Source organism: Shewanella sp. SG41-4, assembly GCF_014164505.1.
GTDB lineage: Bacteria > Pseudomonadota > Gammaproteobacteria > Enterobacterales > Shewanellaceae > Shewanella.
Window position 1 is genome coordinate 13,261 of record NZ_JACJFI010000020.1, and the last position, 18,479, is coordinate 31,739.

An 18,479-nucleotide genomic window follows, 5' to 3' on the forward strand; every position below is an offset into this window, starting at 1 on the left:
CTAGAACAATAACTGTGGTGTGATATACATTGCCGTTGAACGTGACACAACATAAATAAATGAGTATAACTATTAGAGGTTTAGTTGTGCTTATCAAACTAATAAAATGGATTTCAGTACTATTAATTTTTAGTAAGGTATTAACGGATTATGAAGCGTAGATTTATTTTTATATTTTTAATGATGATTTGCGCTGTTTCTGGATGCAGCAGTATTCCACTAACAACAATGTATAAAATGATGAGTGTCAATCCGCTAGAACTTGAACCAAGTGAGATTGTTGTCGCGGTTCAGGCCCCTAATGGAATCGTGGTTAGTAATAACGACGTAGTGATTAAGTTTGAATTTACAACGAATGACCCAAACTATAATTTTGAGGACGAGTATTTTGTAAAATTGAATACTCAATACGTATTACCTAATGAGTTAACACAAGAAATAAATCGGGACAGTAAGTTTTATATTTTGCAATTGAGTCAAGATGATACGTTAAAAATGCTTCGAGGGCAGGAGCTTGTAAAGAAATACAGAATGAACAATAGCGATGGCGGAGGAAGCTTTAATCTTAGTGTCGAGTCTGTATGTAAAAATAGTCAGTTTTCTGTTAAAAATAATGAATTAAACGTGTTTTTAAAACTTAATGAGAATGATGAGTTTTTTACCTTTATGGAAGACGTTAACGTGTTAGTGATCGGTGAAGGAAAGTCGGGTTATATTAAACCTATTAGGTCTTGCACATAGCTATGACTGTTGTGGCGCTTAGTCCATACCAGACCAAGAAGAAACTGTATTGGCTAACGAAAGTTGGACATTACTTTAGAAGTTATCTAGCTTATTTCTGGACAAAAATCTGTTTAAAGAAAACATGCACCAGTTAAGATGTAGCTAAGAGCTGCAATGGCAGCATCGAGGGTCAGGCGATAAGCTGCTCTGAAATCCCTTTAAACGAAGCAAAGCAGGTATCAAAGTTATGTGGATCTGAGTTGTACACCATTGGAGCTACAAACTCGTCAAAACGCTTATGAAATAATTCGTTGGTTTCTAGCTCTTCTAATCCCAGCTTTAACTCATTATGCGGATCGTCGACAAACTCCTGATGTTGATTTCCATATCGCGCCTTATCTTCTTCTAAGACAGCATTAAAAATCGGCTTTAACACGTCCATATCAATCATATGTTCTAAGCTAATACAGTGCACATCGTAGATGTGACGAACCAATGTCTCGTCATCCATACGCTTTGGATCACGCTTGACTGACATGGTGCGGCGTAACATGGAAAGTACTTTTTCAACCAAAGTCGAATCAATGGAAATACACGACATAGCGCTTACTTCGGCAGGTTGCTTGTAGCTTTGTGCCACTAGCGATGAAATAGTGCGAGATTCAACCCCTTGAAGTTCAATGGTCTCAATGAGCTCAAGTTTGATGTAAGGTCGTAGACACGGTGCTTGATTGTATTGTTGAGGGTACTCTATTTCGATTTCTACATAGCGATATGAATCTAAAACCGTTTTTTTAAAGTATTTTAGGTAAGGGTGCTCAGCTAACATCGCTAGGAGGTCTTCAACTAATACTTTGCGAGCTCTTTTTTTCGCTTCTGTACCTTTGTTGAGAAATTCCAAAGTAGGAATCAATTTTATATCGACGTCTTCAGACATACGCATGATCTTAATGTTTGACTTAGCTAAAGCTGTTCCACCTGAAAACACAAGTCGATGGTGCTCACTGTTTACATTTTCCAACATAGCAAGTAGTGACACAACCCAATAGTCCTTTCCGGGATGGATGGGTTACCTAATTCGAGTGCATCAGAGATTTCAAGAAACTGCTTTTTTAGTTTTGATATGGTCATTGTCGATTACTCAATACCCTGTTACCAACTTTAATGATGCGGTTGAATTGCTTAGAATCCCACTTGTACTGGATTGAAGCTGGTATTTGAGTGGACTTTCCATTGATGCTTTTTTTTGATATGGCATCCATTTCAAAATCTACACCACGCAATTTTAAGATTTCACGCATTATTGCATCAGTGCCACCTGGGTTCTTTGGCATAGGTTTATTAGTTAGGCTGTTGATCGTTGACTTAGTGTATAAACCATACCCGACTTTCATCAGTTCGCCTTGAGCCACTAGTTTTTTCAAAACACGACCAATTTGGTCATAGCTGGCATAATTGTCGAAATCTTTACGCTCGAACACATAGCGGCGAGAGCGCTTTAACTTTTGATTAATAAAGTCAGTTGCTGTCATGATTCACCCTCTTATATAGTGCTTGACCTTAGTATACTTGAAGCTCATCGTTATTTGAAATATTTACGGCATTTACTCAAAAAAACATGCGACATAAAACCACAATTTAATTTTACCATTATCATGTTTATAAAGCTTTTTCTGGCAACTATTACATTCCGACATATTATTTTATTTGTTGGCGACCCAATTAAAAATAAATTCATTTTTAGCGTAAATTTGTCGTCGTGGCGATATGAGATGTGAAGCGCTACTATATAGTAAAGACATGAGAAAAATTAAGTCAAAGAGTAACGTCAGGGAATTTGCGAGCATAGGCCCAACACATAAAGGGGCAAAAACGAGTTAGTTTTCTTGACTTGGAAATGGTGTGATTCAACTCTGGACTTGAGGACGTTGAAGAAAATAGTGTGAAGCTCACATGGCCTTTCTCGCACATCCATGTGCTACAAGGCATTCAGGCATCCTGCCTATCAGATGTGAGCTTAGCTTTCACGGTACAGGTCGTTTCTTGGCGTCCTGCCATCACGACATTCGTGAATCCATTCACATCATATGTACCATCGGAAGCGTTAGCATTTTTACTCTTTATTACAAGATGGGCCGAAGCAGTCTGCAAATGCAGCTCAAAGTTAAATTTAACCCCATGGCGACCTTTTCGCAGCTGTTGTTTTGTAAATAGCGAAAATGTTGCCGGAACGGCAAGGGTGATCCAAGAGGGGATTGCTGTTGATCCCCTTTTGGCCCGTGCAGGGTGGAACCTTGCGATCTAATTCAAACGAAGTTTGATAAATCTGGTGTGGGTGAAGCGCCACGACGTTAGTGGCCGCAGGCCATAGCAGATATGATGGATCATCATATGACATGATCTCAATTTTGCAGATGCAGCAAGCTAAGCTTTCCATTAGAATAATGAGTCGTTACCATGGGTGTCGGTTCCATCTATTTCTCTCAGGCTCTTTCAAATATCACAGCTCAGGCCTTCGACATATATGCTGAAAAGATCCGCTTCCAGAAATCGAACAAATCGAATCATCGTCGACACGATGAACCATCAAGTTGTGAACAACCCTTCGACTCAAACAACAAGGTATCCCTATGACTAATCAACTGTCCCAGCAAACTCCCGTTACTGTCGAGACAGTCGACGATCTCGCTAAATTGGTCAACTACTCATTGATGGACACGCTCAACAGCGATCCTGACGCGACAGCTAATGGCGACGACCATGCGCCGCGACAAGTATTCTCTGGCCACTACGTTCCTGTTAAACCGACGCTGATTGAAAATCCAGAATATGTAGCACACAGCAGCAGCTTGTTTGCTGAATTGGGTTTTGCTGACAGCATGGCGCAGTCTGCCGATTTTATCAGCTTATTCTCTGGTGACCTGTCGAACGTTCCTGAGCCAATGAGCAAGGTTGGGTGGGCGTGTGGATATGCATTGTCCATTTTTGGTACCGAATACATTCAACAATGTCCGTTCAGAACGGGCAATGGCTACGGCGATGGTCGAGCTGTTTCTGTGCTTGAGGCTGTGATTAACGATAAACGCTGGGAAATGCAGCTTAAAGGCGGTGGCCGCACGCCATATTGCCGCGGTGCGGATGGTCGCGCTGTGCTGCGATCCAGTGTGCGTGAGTTTCTCGCGCAAGAACACATGCACGCGCTTGGCGTACCAACGTCTCGATCGCTGAGTTTGTATGTGTCTAAAACCGAGACTGTTCAGCGGCCTTGGTATTCTGAGGGCTCTAACGCACAAGACCCTGACCAAATGATTAGTGAGGCTGTTGCTATTTCAACACGTGTGGCACCCTCGTTTATTCGGGTTGGCCAACTTGAGCTATTTGGTCGCCGAGCCCGCACGCAGGAACACCCGCAAGCGATGGCAGAGCTTGAATTGTTGATGTTGCATTTAATTGATCATGAATACGCTGATGTTATCGACCAAAAACTCACTAACGAACAAAAAGTGCTTGTGCTGGCGCGTGAATTCCGTAGCCGTTTGACGTCACTGGTAGCGAACTGGATCCGAGTTGGTTACTGTCAGGGCAATTTTAATAGCGATAACTGTGCCGCTGGTGGCTTTACGCTCGATTACGGCCCGTTCGGATTTTGCGATGTGTTCAATCCACAATATCAACCATGGACGGGTGGCGGACAACATTTTGCATTTTTGAATCAAGGCGTGGCAGCAGAACGTAATTTCTTGATGTTTTGTACAGCACTAAGCCCATTATTGATGTCTACACCAGATTATCTAGAACAGCTCCAGCAGTTGGTCGATGGTTTTGCCACCGAGATGCAAACAAAGTTGGAGCTGATGTGGGCGGCCAAGCTTGGGCTTAACACTTTTGATGCGGCGTTATTTAATGAGCTTGAAACGCTGATGCTGCAAACCCCTGTGGATTACACAATATTCTTCCGAGAGCTTTCGTCCTTGCCTGATGATATTGGTTCACTGACTAACAGTTTCTATCGAGACTTAGCGCAAGGGCCAAAAGGGTTGGAGCAACGCTGGTCTGCTTGGCTGACACAATGGCAATCATTGCTTGGTACCGAGGACAATAGCACTATGCTTATTGCAGACGCAGACGCAGACGCAGACGCACAGCCACGTAACCGTGATGATATTATTGCGCAGATGCAACGAGTTAACCCTAAATTTACTTTACGCGAGTGGTTGCTGGTGCCTGCTTATCAGCAAGCCAGTGTTGGCAATTATGCACTCGTTCGAGAATTGCAGAAGGTGATGACCCAGCCATACGCAGAGCAGTCTCAAGAAATTGAAGACAAATACTGTCGACTCAAGGCATCTGAGTTCTTTGGGGTAGGTGGATGCTCGCATTTAAGCTGCTCGTCGTAATGTTGAGATAATCTATCAGCTTTGATTGGTGTCATGCTTTATGTCACCTGCGTCAGGATGGTTATCTCAACGTATCTGTCGACTTGCTTGGTATATTATCATTAGCCTAAAGTGGCTAAATGTTTATTTTTAGCTATAAACGGCTAAATTAGCCTGTGTGCTAACAATGCTCTTAGTCGTTATTAGCCAAAAATGGCTAAACTTGCATTATTAGCCATTTTTGGCTAAATTGGTCTAAGTCTGCAAACAAAGGAGCGTTATGTGGAGCCTACCAATAAACCTATAGCCGTGATTGTTGGCGATGTTGTTGACTCAACAAAGCTAACTTCTACGCAGTTTGAGCAACTACTTAAACGGATCAAATCTATCCAGACATGGATTAGCGAGGGGCATAGCGAAAATGCGCACAGTATTGAGCGCGGTGATGAGTTTCAGTCTGTCGTGCATGATATTGAAAATGCGTTGAGATACACCGTTATATACCGGATTGGTATTAAGGCGCTTGGTAAAGCATTTGATAGCCGGATTAGTTTTGCAATTGCGGCAAATGCCGATTTACGTGAGTCGGTGTCGGAGTCGATGGGGCAAGCATTTGTGCTGTCTGGCCGCGGACTCAGTGGCCTTAAGAATGACCGATTATTATTTAGCTCCGATAGCATCGCTCTCACTGAGTACTTTGACTTACTGTTTAAGTATCTTGATAAGCAACTTAACGACTTAACTGCGCGCCAATGTGAAGTGATGTTGCCAATGCTTCGAACCAATGAGGATTTGTCGATTAGTGAGTTAGCTGACATGCTCGATGTGGCTACAGCCACTGTCAGCAAGTCACTTAAAGCGTCTGGTTGGCCGTTGATCCATGAGTTAAATTGTCGGTTTATAAAGAAAGTCGCGGGGCTCAAGTATGTTTGATTTTTTCAGCTTGCTCATTCCATTTTTATTAATTCACACCATCTGTGACTTTTATCTTCAGACCGATCGGTGGGTAGAAGCTAAAAAAGCTCACACTTACCGTTCACCTGAGTTGTACCTTCACGCGGCTTTACAGGGTGTTGCATTATTAGTGCCTGCAATGGCACTAGGAATTGATTGGCGTTCAACCGTGTGCTTAATCGTTATTGTCGCGGTAAGTCATTTTATTATCGATTTATGGAAGGTCACTACACCAAAGGGAGATAAGTTAGCCTACTTTGTTATTGATCAGGCTTTGCATGTTTCAGTACTGGCTGCGATTGCTTTTCATGTTGCAGATGGCGCATCGATTGAGGCAGTGTTACAGCATGAACGTTTCTCTGATGGCGTGTTGGTGGTGTTTGCTTATGTACTCATTCTAAAGCCAACTTCAATTGTGATTGGCGCTGTGTTGAATAAGTATCCCATCGTTAACTCAGCAATGGACACAGACGCCGTTACCGACACCGATGGTGTTGCAGATCCTGTTAGTGATAAGACAGCAAATGTGAGCGGCCTTGTTGCGGGTGGCGAGCTGATTGGTTACCTAGAGCGATTATTAATACTGACGTTTATGTTGGTGGGCAGCTATGCCGCAGTGGGTTTTGTATTAGCCGCTAAGTCGATATTCAGATTTGGTGAGTTAAATCAATCAGCCAACCGAAGCATGACTGAATATGTACTGATTGGCTCACTGATCTCTGTGGTCATCACAACCTTAATTGGGGCGCTAGTCTCATTGGGTGTAGGTATAAAATTTAAGTGAAAAAACCATAAAAAAAGGCCTCTATATCAATAGAGGCCCAATAATCTTATTCAGATTTAAAGTGATACCTTTAATCAGCATCTATCCCCATTCCCATAGCAGATAGAGGCTGAGTAAAGTCACCAAGCATTGAGTAGACATTTGATTGCGACTCAAAGCCATCAACCAAACAACGCCAAAGTGTGTACCAAAATCGAATTAACGTCAGTTGGTATAGGTTATTAAAAAGGGGGATGTCACTGACGTAATCCATCACATGAGTGTGCTCAATATCAATGATTTTGACAATCAAAAAACACCAAACTGCGACACATTGTCGCAGGCTACTTATCTGAATTAATAGACAATGTTACCAATGGTTACTATTCATCGATGTATATCTTTGTGTTAGTTCTGTCTTTGTTGGTGCAACAGTTGGTCACTGTTTTTGTCTTCAATAATTTGATCGTGAAGTGCTGAATAAATCATATTCACATCAAAAGTGGAAAAGTCTGCCGCGATATTTGCTTAATTAGCACTACATTTTATAAGGGTATAGGCATACATTGATAACTCGATAATGAGTCGTTAGCCATCACTGAGTCGATTAAAAACTCATTCAGTTGATGTGTAATAATGCGCCTGGGGACAATACCAACTTATGAAAATAGCACTATTTATACCGTGTTTAGTGAATCAAATTATGCCAGAAGTGGCCATTGCAACGCTGACATTATTAGAAAAGTTAGGCCACCAAGTCATATTTCCTAAGGGTCAAACATGCTGTGGTCAGCCGATGACAAACTCGGGGTGTTTTGATGAAGCAAAAAACACCACCCTTAAATTACTCAACGCATTTAAAGGTGTCGATTGTGATGCCATTGTGTGCCCTGCTGCCAGTTGTCTGGTGGCGGCTAAAGAAAACTTCCATGAGTTTGATGGCAGCAAAGAAGCCCAAGAAGTTATTAGTAAGCTTTATGAGTTAACGGAGTTTTTACACGATATTGCCCCGATTAAATCATTCGCCCGCCCTGTAGTAGCCAAAATAAGTTTGCAAATGAGCTGTCATGGCATTCGCATGCTTAATTTAGCGACGCCGACAGAACAAATGGGTAAACAACGTTTTAATAAAGTGGAAGCGGTACTGGGCAGCATTGCTGGGCTCGAGATTGTCTATCCTGCTCGTATTGATGAATGTTGTGGTTTTGGCGGCACGTTTGCCGTTGATGAAGGCGCGGTGTCGGCCAAAATGGGTAAAGATAAAGCCCAAGCTCATGCGGCAACAGGTGCTAAGTATGTCGTGGGGTTTGACCCTTCATGCTTACTGCATTTAGATGGCATGATCCGTCGTCAAAAACTACCGATTGAAACCCGCCACATTGCTCAAATCATTAATGATGCTTTATAGGAGCCACTATGACCGAACTATATACCGCATCGGGTTCTAAGGTGCATGCCCATAAAGCTGATATTTTTTGCCGCGATGAAACCCGAGTTGATTGGCATTCAAAAGCCTTGTGGGCGTTACGTGAAAAACGTGATCGCGCTGCAGGTAGTTTGCCTGAATGGGAACAACTAAGGCTGCTTGGCTCGCAACTAAAACTGCATACCTTAAGTCATTTAGCCCAGTACCTTGAGCAATTTGAACGACAATGCCTGAGTAATGGCATTAAAGTACATTGGGCAAATGATGCTCAGCAACACAATGAAATTGTCCATGGCATTTTAGCGAAACATAAGGTTAAAAAGCTGGTTAAATCAAAATCGATGTTAACCGAAGAATGTCACATGAATCCGTATTTAGAACGCCACGGCATTGAAGTGGTTGATACCGATTTAGGTGAACGGATTATTCAGCTCGCCAATATGCCACCTTCGCATATTGTGGTGCCCGCTATACACATGAAAAAAGAGGAAGTGGGCGAGTTATTTCATCAACAGTTAGGCACTAAAGCGGGTGAGTCTGATCCGCTGTATTTAACCCGTGCAGCTCGCGCGCATTTAAGAGAGAAATTCCTTACTGCAGATGCCGCCATGACCGGTGTCAATATGGCGATTGCAGACCAAGGTGCAATTGTTGTGTGTACCAATGAAGGTAATGCGGACATGGGTGCTAATTTGCCTAAGTTGCAATTGCACTCAATGGGCATCGATAAAGTGGTTCCTGATATGGATTCGGTTGGGGTGTTGTTGCGTACGTTAGCCCGTAATGCCACAGGGCAACCCATTACCACTTATTCATCGTTTTACCGCGGCCCACAAGAGGGCGGCGAGATGCACGTGATCATTGTTGATAATGGTCGCACTGAGATGATGAAAGACAAAATTTTAGCAGAGTCGTTAAAATGTATTCGTTGCGGCGGTTGTTTAAATACTTGTCCTGTGTATCGCCGTTCAGGTGGTTATAGCTACAACTATACTATTCCTGGTCCTATTGGTATTGCTGTGGGTGCTAAGCTTGACGATACCAATTCTATTCCTTGGGCGTGTACCTTATGTGGCCGTTGTACTTATGTGTGCCCAACGATGGTGCCATTAGATAAAATTATTGCTCATCATCGTCGTTTGAAAGCGGAGGCTAAGACGTTGCCTTATGGCAAAGGTGGCTATATGCCGTTAGTAGGTCGTTTTATGGCCAATGAAACCTTAATGAATACCTCTATGTCTGCAGCAAGATTAGCATTGCGAGTATTACCGGGGAGTTTACTCAAGCCGTTTAGTGGTGCATGGGGTAAATATCGGGAGTTGCCTGTCGCACCAGAGTCTAGCTTTGCCAGCTGGTATAACAAGAATCGGAGCCGTTAATATGTCGAATAAACACACTATTTTATCTGCACTAAAGCAATCGGCTTTGGATCAACATGCTATGCCAGCCATGGATGTTGTTGCTAATAATGATGATCTTGTCGGCCAATTTAATGCAAGTTTAAACACAGTAGCGGGCACGCTGCATAGTGAAGGCGGTTTAGCATCGCTACAACAAGCGGTAGATGAATTGATCCAACAAAATATGCAGGTGATCTCGTTATTGGACGGTATTAAAGGTAATCGCCAAGTGCCTGAGACCGCTCACGATCTGGCTGATATTGATTATGCCGTGATCCCTGGCGATCTTGGTGTGGCCGAAAACGGCGCTATTTGGGTTAATCAACCAAGTCATCGAGTAACGCCTTTTATTTGTGAAAACCTGATATTGGCGTTGGCCAAAGACAATATTGTCGCCAATATGCACCAAGCGGTTAAACAAGTGTCACTGCAACCTGGCGAATTAGGATTATTTATTGCGGGTCCGTCTAAAACCGCTGATATTGAACAAGCATTAGTGGTGGGGGCTCACGGTGCCTGTAGTTTAAATGTGTACTTGTACTAATGGTTAGTTACTAGCTGTAAGCGATGCCATTGACTGAACGTGTCAGTCGATGGCATCACGTTAAAAAATGGCTGTATTAATCGAATCGTTTAGGTTAAAAACGCCTGCTATTAAACCCGAAAATTCAAATATCAAATACAAATTCATTTCAAAAACGTATCGAATCGATTAAAACAAGTCGAAGATAGTGGCTGCGCGTTGCTGAATAAACTCAATAAACAATTTTACTTTTAAGGGTTGTTGGCGACGTTGATGATACAAAATACTGATACGCCGATGTTCGCCAGCCCAATCAGGTAACACAGGCACAAGCTCTGCATTCAATAATTGTGGTTTAACAAATAATTCTGGTCCATATAAAATCCCACCATCACCGACAGTTGCACGAATTGCGCCGTGTAAATCACCTAGAGTTAACTTAGCGGGTCCATCGTAATAATACTGCTCACCACTGTGATGTTTTAAGGTCCAGTTAAACAACGGCCACACTTTAATTAACTGATAATCAACTAGCTGCTTTGGGTGGCGAAGTTCAATGAGTTGTTTGGCATACTCAGGCGATGCATACAGACCGTAGTTTAATACTCCCAATGATGTTGATACCCAAGAAGAGTCGGGTTGCGCGCCACCGACAATGGCGACGTCGACACCTTCGTCTATCAAATCAATGGTGCTGTTGTTTTGGGTTATATGCAGTTGAATGTGCGGATGTTGCTTTGAAAAGTCATTGATGGCCTCAATCAATATCATCGAGGTTAGCGAGACGGGTGTCGATATCCGTAAGGTACTTTGCGGCTCATTAATGTTTTGGCCACAAATATTATCAAATTGCGCCACCACATTATAGTAACGGTCAAATAACGCCCCACCTTCTTCAGTTAATCGCAGTTTACGGGTACTGCGCATTATCAATTGAGTATTGAGGCTTTGTTCTAATTTACTGATCTTGCGGCTAACCGTGGCAATGGGCAACTTTAACTCTTGTGCTGCAGATGAAAACCCACCTGCATTAACGACATGGACAAATAAATGAATTAATTCAAGTTGGCAGGCTAAATGTTGGCTCATTAAGAGACCCTTATTATATTTATTATTCTATTTATTGTTGGATTAATCGATGTCTCAATCACTTTATAAAATGAAGTGTAGCGCAACATAGCGTGTCGCGGATAACTGAGTGAGCATCGAATCACCTTAATGTGATGAGTCATACCGTGGCGGCTAATATTAGCATGGGCTGACTTAAGGTTTATTGAGTGGTGTCATAAATTGGTAATAGCTAAGGCTTTATGATGAAATGGAATAATTGTCGACAAAAAGTGCCTTTTGGGGTTGTTATACGATTTAAAGGTGCTATATTGTCGACAACTTGTTTTGTTTAGCTAATTCTTAATGTCAGTTTTTATTATTCAAGGTATGAATATGATCCAGCCGATTACTTCTGCAGATAAGACTTTTGTAGCCCTTAGAGACGATATAGTCGAAGGTCGTATTCAGGCTGGCTCAAAATTGAGCGAAACTGAATTGTCGACAAAGTATGCCGTGAGTAGAGCCGTGATCCGCGAAGCCATTAACCGTTTAGAGTCGTGTCATATTGTTGAGCGTAAAGCCAACGTAGGCGCTCGTGTGGTGGCATTATCTCCGCAAGGCTTGATTGAGCTGTATCAAGTGCGCGAATCACTTGAAGGCATGGCAGCACGTTTAGCGGCAAAAAACATGACTGATGATGAAATCGCTGATTTGAACCATTTATTACAATCCCACTTTGACGAGGTCAAAGGGGGCGAGTCTTATTATCAAGAAGCCGGTGATGTTGATTTTCATTATCGGATTATTTTAGGCAGTAAAAACAAACACCTAATTTCAATGCTGTTTGATGGCATTTATCATTTAGTGCGCATGTATCGCGTACAACTTGGCATGGCGGGTCCGCGTGTGACCACCGCTTATGATGAACACAAACACATTGTTCAGGCCATTTTAAATCGTGATGCAGAATTGGCTGAAATGCTGATGCGTCGCCACATTATGTATTCTAAAAATAATATCGAACACAAATTATCGTAATGTCTTGCGTGTGGCGTGCTACGCCCACGGTCATAATTGCATATAAGGAAAATATCATGAGCGCAGGTAAAAAATTTCGTCAAGCATTAGCTAACAACAAACCACTGCAAATTGTCGGTACCATTAATGCTTATGCCGCCATGATGGCAAAGCAAATTGGTCATCAAGCCATTTACTTGTCTGGTGGCGGTGTGGCTAACGCCTCTTATGGTTTACCCGACTTAGGCATGACATCACTCAATGATGTACTGGTTGATGTGCAACGAATTACTTCAGCCTGTGACTTACCTTTGCTGGTGGACATTGATACGGGTTGGGGCGGGGCATTTAATATTGCCAAAACTATTCGCGATATGGAAAAAGCCGGCGCAGCAGCAGTGCACATGGAAGATCAAGTGGCGCAAAAGCGTTGCGGTCATCGTCCAAACAAAGAAATTGTCCCAGTAGAAGAAATGGTCGATCGCATTAAAGCGGCTGTTGATGCCCGTACCGACCCAGATTTTTTCATTATGGCGCGTACTGACTCGTTTGCTCAAGAAGGGTTAGAAGCGGCTATTGAACGTGCTAAAGCTTACGTGGCAGCGGGTGCTGACGGTATTTTTGCTGAAGCGATTAAAACAGAAGAACATTATCGTGCCTTTGCTGAAGCATTAGATGTGCCTATTTTGGCCAACATTACTGAGTTTGGCCAAACTGAGTTGTGGAACAAGCAACAATTAGGCGAGTGGGGCGCGGCAATGGTGTTGTACCCATTGAGTGCATTCCGTGCGATGAATAAAGCGGCTGAAAATGTCTACAGTGCTATTTTAACCGATGGCGACCAAAAAGCAGTGGTAGATACTATGCAAACGCGGATGGATTTATACGACTATTTGGGTTATCACGATTATGAACAAAAATTAGACAGTTTGTTTGCCGAAGGCAAAAATAAATAGCGGTCTCAGTACGACAGCAAGACTCGATTACAACTAAAATAACAATACCCTACAATCACGATTTAGCATGGCTAAATCGTGAAAGCATAAGAAGGAAGATATCATGGTAGACAAGAAATTATCAGGCGCAGGATTACGCGGTCAGAGTGCTGGCGAAACAAAATTATGTACAGTCGGTAAATCAGGTTCAGGCCTAACGTACTGCGGTTACGATGTCTCTGATTTAGCCGATAACGCTACCTTTGAAGAAGTCGCTTATTTATTATTTAACGGCGAGTTACCAAACCAGGCTCAGCTAACTGCATATAAAGCAGAATTGAAAGCACAGCGTGATTTACCTGATGCACTAAAAGCGGTATTAAAATTAATTCCTGCAGATGCTCATCCAATGGATGTTATGCGCACTGGTTGCTCGTTTTTAGGTAACCTTGAGCCAGAAGTCGATTTTACTCAGCAACACAAAGCGTCGAACCGCTTATTAGCCGCATTTCCGGCCATCATGTGTTTTTGGTACCGTTACACTCATGACGGTGTGGAAATTGATTGCACCACAGATGAAGATTCTCTGGGTGGACATTTTCTTAAACTGCTTCGCGGTGAAACGCCGTCAGCGCAACATCGCCGTGTAATGGATGTGTCGTTGATTTTGTATGCAGAGCATGAGTTCAACGCATCAACCTTTACCGCGCGTGTTTGTGCTTCAACATTATCGGATATGTATTCTTGTGTTACTGGCGCAATTGGTTCACTACGTGGCCCGCTTCACGGTGGCGCTAACGAAGCGGCGATGGACATGATCCAAAAGTTCAGCTCGCCAGCTGATGCTAAAGCACAAATGGCGTTGATGTTAGAACGCAAAGAAAAAATCATGGGCTTTGGTCATGCTATTTATAGCGTGTCTGATCCACGTAATGTGATTATCAAAAAGTGGTCTGAAAAGCTGGCTCACGAAAACGGTGACACTTCTTTATATGACATCTCTGTCGCCTGTGAAGAGTTTATGTGGGACACCAAAAAGTTATTCTGTAATGCAGATTTCTTCCATGCTTCTGCTTACCATTTTATGGGTATTCCAACTAAGTTATTTACCCCAATCTTTGTTTGTTCACGTTTAACGGGTTGGGCGGCACATGTGATGGAGCAGCGATCGAACAACCGCATTATTCGTCCAAGTGCAGATTATGTGGGCAGTGAGCCTCGTAAAGTGGCGCCTATTAGTCAACGTTAATCAACTTGCCGAGCATCATAATGATGACTCGGCTTTTTTCGATTTAGATTAGCGCTTTTTACTTTCATGTTTATTGTGGATGAAGTTATGAATACTCAATACCGTAAAGCCTTACCAGGTACCCAATTAGATTATTTTGACACCCAAGAGGCTGTTGATGCGATTGAAGCTGGTGCCTATGCCAAACTGCCTTATTGTTCTCGCGTGTTTGCCGAGAACTTAGTGCGTCGTTGTTCACCTGACATGCTTACTGATTCGCTAAAGCAGCTGATTGAGCGCAAAAGTGACCTCGACTTTCCGTGGTATCCCGCTCGCGTAGTGTGTCATGATATTTTAGGCCAAACCGCATTAGTCGACTTAGCAGGCCTGCGTGATGCGATTGCCGAAAAAGGTGGCGACCCATCAAAAGTGAACCCAGTAGTGCCGACTCAATTGATTGTCGATCACTCGCTGGCTGTAGAGCATGCTGGTTTTGAAAAAGACGCGTTTGAGAAAAACCGCGCCATTGAAGACCGCCGCAATGAAGACCGTTTCCATTTTATCAACTGGACCAAAACGGCGTTTAAAAACGTGGATGTTATCCAACCGGGTAACGGCATCATGCATCAAATTAACTTAGAGCGTATGTCGCCTGTAGTACATTCGCTCAATGGTGTGGCGTTTCCTGACACCTTGGTTGGCACCGACAGCCATACACCTCATGTCGATGCGTTAGGTGTTATTGCCATTGGTGTGGGCGGCTTAGAAGCTGAAAGCGTCATGCTAGGCCGTGCCTCATATATGCGTTTACCGGAAATTGTCGGTGTTGAAGTAACCGGTAAGCCGCAACCTGGTATTACCGCTACCGATATAGTGCTGGCGTTAACTGAATACTTACGTGCGCAAAAAGTCGTGTCATCTTATCTTGAGTTTTATGGCGAAGGTACCACCCATTTAACCCTTGGCGATCGCGCCACTATTACTAACATGACGCCAGAATATGGCGCCACCGCGGCGATGTTTTATATCGATAAACAAACTATCGATTATTTAACATTAACCGGCCGTGACGACGCGCAAGTTAAACTAGTTGAAACCTATGCTAAACAAGCTGGTTTATGGGCTGATACCTTAACAAATGCTGTGTATGAGCGCGTACTGCACTTTGACTTGTCATCTGTTGGTCGTAACATTGCAGGTCCGTCTAATCCACACAGTCGTGTACCGACATCTGAATTAGCGGCGCGTGGTATTAGTGGCGTGGTTGAAAACGAACCCGGTAAAATGCCCGATGGTGCTGTGATTATTGCTGCGATTACTAGCTGTACTAACACCAGTAACCCACGCAATATGATTGCTGCTGGTTTATTGGCTCGCAATGCCAATGCCCGTGGTTTATTACGTAAACCTTGGGTGAAATCATCACTTGCACCTGGCTCTAAAGCGGTGCAATTGTATTTAGAAGAAGCAGGCTTGTTACCTGAACTTGAAAACTTAGGCTTTGGCATTGTCGGCTTTGCTTGTACCACGTGTAACGGTATGAGCGGCGCCCTCGATCCGGTTATTCAACAAGAAGTCATTGATCGCGACTTATACGCCACAGCAGTGTTGTCGGGCAATCGTAATTTTGACGGCCGTATTCATCCTTATGCTAAGCAAGCATTTTTAGCATCTCCACCTTTGGTTATTGCTTACGCCATTGCCGGTACGATCCGTTTTGATATTGAAAAAGACATCTTAGGCATCGATAACCAAGGCCAAGAAGTTACCTTAAAAGACATTTGGCCAACCGACGAAGAAATCGATGCAGTTGTTAAAGCAAGTGTTAAGCCTGAGCAGTTCCGCAAAGTGTATGAGCCAATGTTCGACATAAAAGTCGAGTATGGCACTCATGTAAATCCACAATATGATTGGCGTCCGCAAAGCACTTATATTCGCCGCCCACCATATTGGGACGGAGCATTGGCGGGTGAGCGCACCATGAAAGGTATGCGTCCATTGGCAGTGCTTGGAGACAACATCACTACCGACCACTTATCGCCATCAAATGCGATTATGCTCGATAGTGCTGCGGGGGCTTATTTGCACAAAATGGGCTTGCCTGAAGAAGATTTTAACTCTTATGCTACCCATCGAGGCGATCACTTAACAGCGCAACGTGCCACCTTTGCTAACCCAAAATTGTTTAACGAAATGGTGCAGGAAAACGGCAAGGTTAAGCAAGGTTCACTTGCCCGCGTTGAGCCAGAAGGCCAAGTCACTCGCATGTGGGAAGCGATAGAAACCTACATGGAACGTAAGCAGCCACTGATTATTATCGCTGGTGCAGATTATGGCCAAGGTTCATCACGTGACTGGGCGGCAAAAGGCGTTCGTCTTGCTGGGGTTGAAGTGATTGTTGCTGAAGGCTTTGAGCGTATTCACCGAACTAACTTGGTGGGTATGGGGGTGCTACCGCTTGAGTTCACTGCTGGTCATAATCGTCATACCTATAATATTGACGGTACCGAAACCTTTGATGTTGTTGGCGAACGCAAACCGGGCGCGATGTTAAATGTGATTATGACTCGTAAAAATGGTGAACAAGTGACCATTCCGGTTAAGTGTCGTGTAGACACTGCCGAAGAGTTGTCAATTTATGAAGCGGGTGGTGTATTACAACGTTTTGCTCAGGACTTTTTAGCTAACGAAACCAAGTAATCATGTGATTTTGTGCCTTATTTAACCGGTAACTCATAAGCTTATTGCTAGGTTGCCGGTTTGGTCTTTTGTTATTTTAGGAATATGTGATGGCTCATTTACCACAAATGAAAATTCCAGCGACTTATATGCGCGGCGGCACCAGTAAAGGGGTGTTTTTCAGCCTGACTGATTTGCCGGCGGCAGCTCAAGTGGCAGGTGCTGTACGTGATGCAATATTATTGCGTGTTATTGGCAGTCCCGATCCTTACGGTAAACATACCGATGGTATGGGCGGAGCAACGTCAAGTACCAGTAAAACGGTTATTTTATCTAAAAGCACCCAAGCTGATCACGACGTTGACTATTTATTTGGTCAAGTCTCGATTGATAAGCCGTTTGTTGATTGGAGCGGCAACTGCGGTAATTTAACTGCAGCGGTGGGTTCATTTGCCATTAGTAATGGTTTAATTGATCCAAGCCGAGTGCCTGAAAATGGCACCGCAATCGTGCGTATTTGGCAAGCCAACATTCATAAAACTATTATTGCTCATGTACCAATAACCAACGGTGAAGTACAAGAAACTGGTGATTTTGAACTTGATGGTGTGACGTTTCCCTCAGCTGAAGTGCAAGTCGAGTTTTTAGACCCTGCCGACGGTGACGGCGCTATGTTTCCTACTGGTAACGTGGTTGATGAACTTGATGTACCCGGTGTCGGGAGCTTTAAAGCCACCATGATTAATGCGGGCATTCCAACAATTTTTATTAATGCTGCCGATATTCAGTATCAAGGTACTGAGTTGCAAGATGACATTAATAATGACGATAAAGCCTTAGCCATGTTTGAAACCATTCGGGCTTATGGTGCAGTAAAAATGGGCTTAATTAAGCATATTGATGAAGCGGCTGATCGTCAACATACCCCTAAAGTGGCCTTTGTGGCACCAGCAGCGAATTATATTTCATCCAGTGGCAAAGCGGTTAATACTGATGATATCGATCTGGTCGTGCGGGCACTTTCTATGGGTAAACTACACCATGCAATGATGGGCACTGCTGCAGTGGCGATTGGCACTGCTGCCGCGATCCCTGGCACATTAGTTAATTTAGCTGCTGGCGGCGGTGAGCTGAGTGCAGTTCGTTTCGGCCATCCATCTGGCACTTTACGTGTAGGTGCGCAAGCAGCATTAGTGCAAGGCCAATGGCAAGTTAAAAAAGCCATTATGAGCCGAAGTGCGCGAGTATTAATGGAAGGCAAGGTGAGCATTCCACAATAATCACTCTATGTATCTGTTATTGATAAAAACCTCAGCTTTGCTGAGGTTTTTGTTTTTAGGTGATTAATAAATAAAAACAATCGATTAGAGTCTAAATTAATATTGTCACTTGCTTAAGTAATTCA

16 protein-coding genes are annotated in these 18,479 nt (G+C 43.4%); 12 read left to right on the top strand and 4 right to left on the bottom strand.

The window, feature by feature from the left end:
• Positions 1 to 150 precede the first annotated feature (150 nt).
• Positions 151 to 741, top strand: a complete 591-nt coding sequence (locus H5202_RS03730) for a hypothetical protein (protein WP_182770862.1) — start codon at positions 151 to 153, stop codon at positions 739 to 741.
• Between the two features lie 172 nt (positions 742 to 913).
• On the opposite strand, the gene H5202_RS03735 is transcribed toward H5202_RS03730, so the two are convergent.
• A complete protein-coding gene (locus tag H5202_RS03735; protein WP_336244777.1) occupies positions 914 to 1,762 on the bottom strand; it encodes a nucleotidyl transferase AbiEii/AbiGii toxin family protein in 849 nt (282 codons plus the stop codon).
• Between the two features lie 88 nt (positions 1,763 to 1,850).
• A complete protein-coding gene (locus H5202_RS03740) occupies positions 1,851 to 2,255 on the bottom strand; it encodes a DUF6088 family protein (protein ID WP_182770863.1) in 405 nt (134 codons plus the stop codon).
• Positions 2,256 to 3,353: 1,098 nt separating this feature from the next.
• On the opposite strand from H5202_RS03740, the gene H5202_RS03745 reads away from it, so the two are divergent.
• The 3 genes from H5202_RS03745 (at position 3,354) to H5202_RS03755 (ending at position 6,837) form a co-directional block, all read left to right on the top strand.
• The gene (locus H5202_RS03745; RefSeq protein WP_182770864.1) at positions 3,354 to 5,120 is read left to right on the top strand and encodes a protein adenylyltransferase SelO; all 1,767 of its coding nucleotides are present in this window, start codon (positions 3,354 to 3,356) and stop codon (positions 5,118 to 5,120) included.
• A gap of 261 nt (positions 5,121 to 5,381) precedes the next feature.
• Positions 5,382 to 6,032 (top strand): MarR family transcriptional regulator, encoded by a 651-nt coding sequence (locus H5202_RS03750; RefSeq protein ID WP_182770865.1) that lies wholly within the window; start codon positions 5,382 to 5,384, stop codon positions 6,030 to 6,032.
• Entirely contained in the window at positions 6,025 to 6,837 is an 813-nt protein-coding gene (locus H5202_RS03755; protein ID WP_182770866.1) for a DUF3307 domain-containing protein, read from the top strand. The genes H5202_RS03750 and H5202_RS03755 overlap by 8 nt, the downstream gene beginning before the upstream one ends.
• A gap of 70 nt (positions 6,838 to 6,907) precedes the next feature.
• Here H5202_RS03755 and H5202_RS03760 read toward each other — a convergent pair whose 3' ends face one another.
• On the bottom strand, positions 6,908 to 7,129 hold the full coding sequence (locus H5202_RS03760) for a hypothetical protein (protein WP_182770867.1): 222 nt from the start codon (positions 7,127 to 7,129) through the stop codon (positions 6,908 to 6,910).
• Positions 7,130 to 7,477: 348 nt separating this feature from the next.
• Here H5202_RS03760 and H5202_RS03765 point away from each other — a divergent pair, with 348 nt between their 5' ends.
• The 3 genes from H5202_RS03765 to H5202_RS03775 are packed head-to-tail and all read left to right on the top strand — an operon-like array spanning position 7,478 to position 10,186.
• The gene (locus H5202_RS03765) at positions 7,478 to 8,224 is read left to right on the top strand and encodes a (Fe-S)-binding protein (protein ID WP_182770868.1); all 747 of its coding nucleotides are present in this window, start codon (positions 7,478 to 7,480) and stop codon (positions 8,222 to 8,224) included.
• Positions 8,225 to 8,232: 8 nt separating this feature from the next.
• Positions 8,233 to 9,621 carry a lactate utilization protein B gene (locus H5202_RS03770; protein WP_182770869.1) on the top strand — a complete coding sequence of 463 codons (1,389 nt, stop codon included), beginning with the start codon at positions 8,233 to 8,235 and terminating at the stop codon, positions 9,619 to 9,621.
• Between the two features lies 1 nt (position 9,622).
• Positions 9,623 to 10,186, top strand: a complete 564-nt coding sequence (locus H5202_RS03775) for a LutC/YkgG family protein (RefSeq protein ID WP_182770870.1) — start codon at positions 9,623 to 9,625, stop codon at positions 10,184 to 10,186.
• A gap of 168 nt (positions 10,187 to 10,354) precedes the next feature.
• Here the strand turns inward: H5202_RS03775 and H5202_RS03780 are convergent, their stop codons facing one another.
• Positions 10,355 to 11,254 carry a LysR family transcriptional regulator gene (locus tag H5202_RS03780; RefSeq protein ID WP_182770871.1) on the bottom strand — a complete coding sequence of 300 codons (900 nt, stop codon included), beginning with the start codon at positions 11,252 to 11,254 and terminating at the stop codon, positions 10,355 to 10,357.
• Between the two features lie 354 nt (positions 11,255 to 11,608).
• Between H5202_RS03780 and H5202_RS03785 the strand changes: the two genes are divergently transcribed.
• From H5202_RS03785 to prpF, 5 genes are all read left to right on the top strand, one after another.
• Entirely contained in the window at positions 11,609 to 12,253 is a 645-nt protein-coding gene (locus H5202_RS03785; RefSeq protein ID WP_011637320.1) for a GntR family transcriptional regulator, read from the top strand.
• Positions 12,254 to 12,309: 56 nt separating this feature from the next.
• A complete protein-coding gene (gene prpB, locus H5202_RS03790) occupies positions 12,310 to 13,188 on the top strand; it encodes a methylisocitrate lyase (RefSeq protein WP_011637321.1) in 879 nt (292 codons plus the stop codon).
• A gap of 103 nt (positions 13,189 to 13,291) precedes the next feature.
• Complete coding sequence (gene prpC, locus H5202_RS03795; protein ID WP_182770872.1) at positions 13,292 to 14,416, top strand: bifunctional 2-methylcitrate synthase/citrate synthase; 1,125 nt, start codon at positions 13,292 to 13,294, stop codon at positions 14,414 to 14,416.
• Between the two features lie 87 nt (positions 14,417 to 14,503).
• Positions 14,504 to 17,095 carry a Fe/S-dependent 2-methylisocitrate dehydratase AcnD gene (gene acnD, locus H5202_RS03800; protein ID WP_182770873.1) on the top strand — a complete coding sequence of 864 codons (2,592 nt, stop codon included), beginning with the start codon at positions 14,504 to 14,506 and terminating at the stop codon, positions 17,093 to 17,095.
• A gap of 89 nt (positions 17,096 to 17,184) precedes the next feature.
• Complete coding sequence (gene prpF / locus H5202_RS03805; protein WP_182770874.1) at positions 17,185 to 18,354, top strand: 2-methylaconitate cis-trans isomerase PrpF; 1,170 nt, start codon at positions 17,185 to 17,187, stop codon at positions 18,352 to 18,354.
• Positions 18,355 to 18,479: the final 125 nt, after the last annotated feature.

Coding starts and splice junctions, on each gene's coding strand:
- H5202_RS03730 (WP_182770862.1), top strand. CDS start 151: ATGAAGCGTAGATTTATTTTTATATTTTTAATGATGATTTGCGCTGTT.
- H5202_RS03740 (WP_182770863.1), bottom strand. CDS start 2,255: ATGACAGCAACTGACTTTATTAATCAAAAGTTAAAGCGCTCTCGCCGC.
- H5202_RS03745 (WP_182770864.1), top strand. CDS start 3,354: ATGACTAATCAACTGTCCCAGCAAACTCCCGTTACTGTCGAGACAGTC.
- H5202_RS03755 (WP_182770866.1), top strand. CDS start 6,025: ATGTTTGATTTTTTCAGCTTGCTCATTCCATTTTTATTAATTCACACC.
- H5202_RS03765 (WP_182770868.1), top strand. CDS start 7,478: ATGAAAATAGCACTATTTATACCGTGTTTAGTGAATCAAATTATGCCA.
- H5202_RS03770 (WP_182770869.1), top strand. CDS start 8,233: ATGACCGAACTATATACCGCATCGGGTTCTAAGGTGCATGCCCATAAA.
- H5202_RS03775 (WP_182770870.1), top strand. CDS start 9,623: ATGTCGAATAAACACACTATTTTATCTGCACTAAAGCAATCGGCTTTG.
- H5202_RS03780 (WP_182770871.1), bottom strand. CDS start 11,254: ATGAGCCAACATTTAGCCTGCCAACTTGAATTAATTCATTTATTTGTC.
- H5202_RS03785 (WP_011637320.1), top strand. CDS start 11,609: ATGATCCAGCCGATTACTTCTGCAGATAAGACTTTTGTAGCCCTTAGA.
- prpB (WP_011637321.1), top strand. CDS start 12,310: ATGAGCGCAGGTAAAAAATTTCGTCAAGCATTAGCTAACAACAAACCA.
- prpC (WP_182770872.1), top strand. CDS start 13,292: ATGGTAGACAAGAAATTATCAGGCGCAGGATTACGCGGTCAGAGTGCT.
- acnD (WP_182770873.1), top strand. CDS start 14,504: ATGAATACTCAATACCGTAAAGCCTTACCAGGTACCCAATTAGATTAT.
- prpF (WP_182770874.1), top strand. CDS start 17,185: ATGGCTCATTTACCACAAATGAAAATTCCAGCGACTTATATGCGCGGC.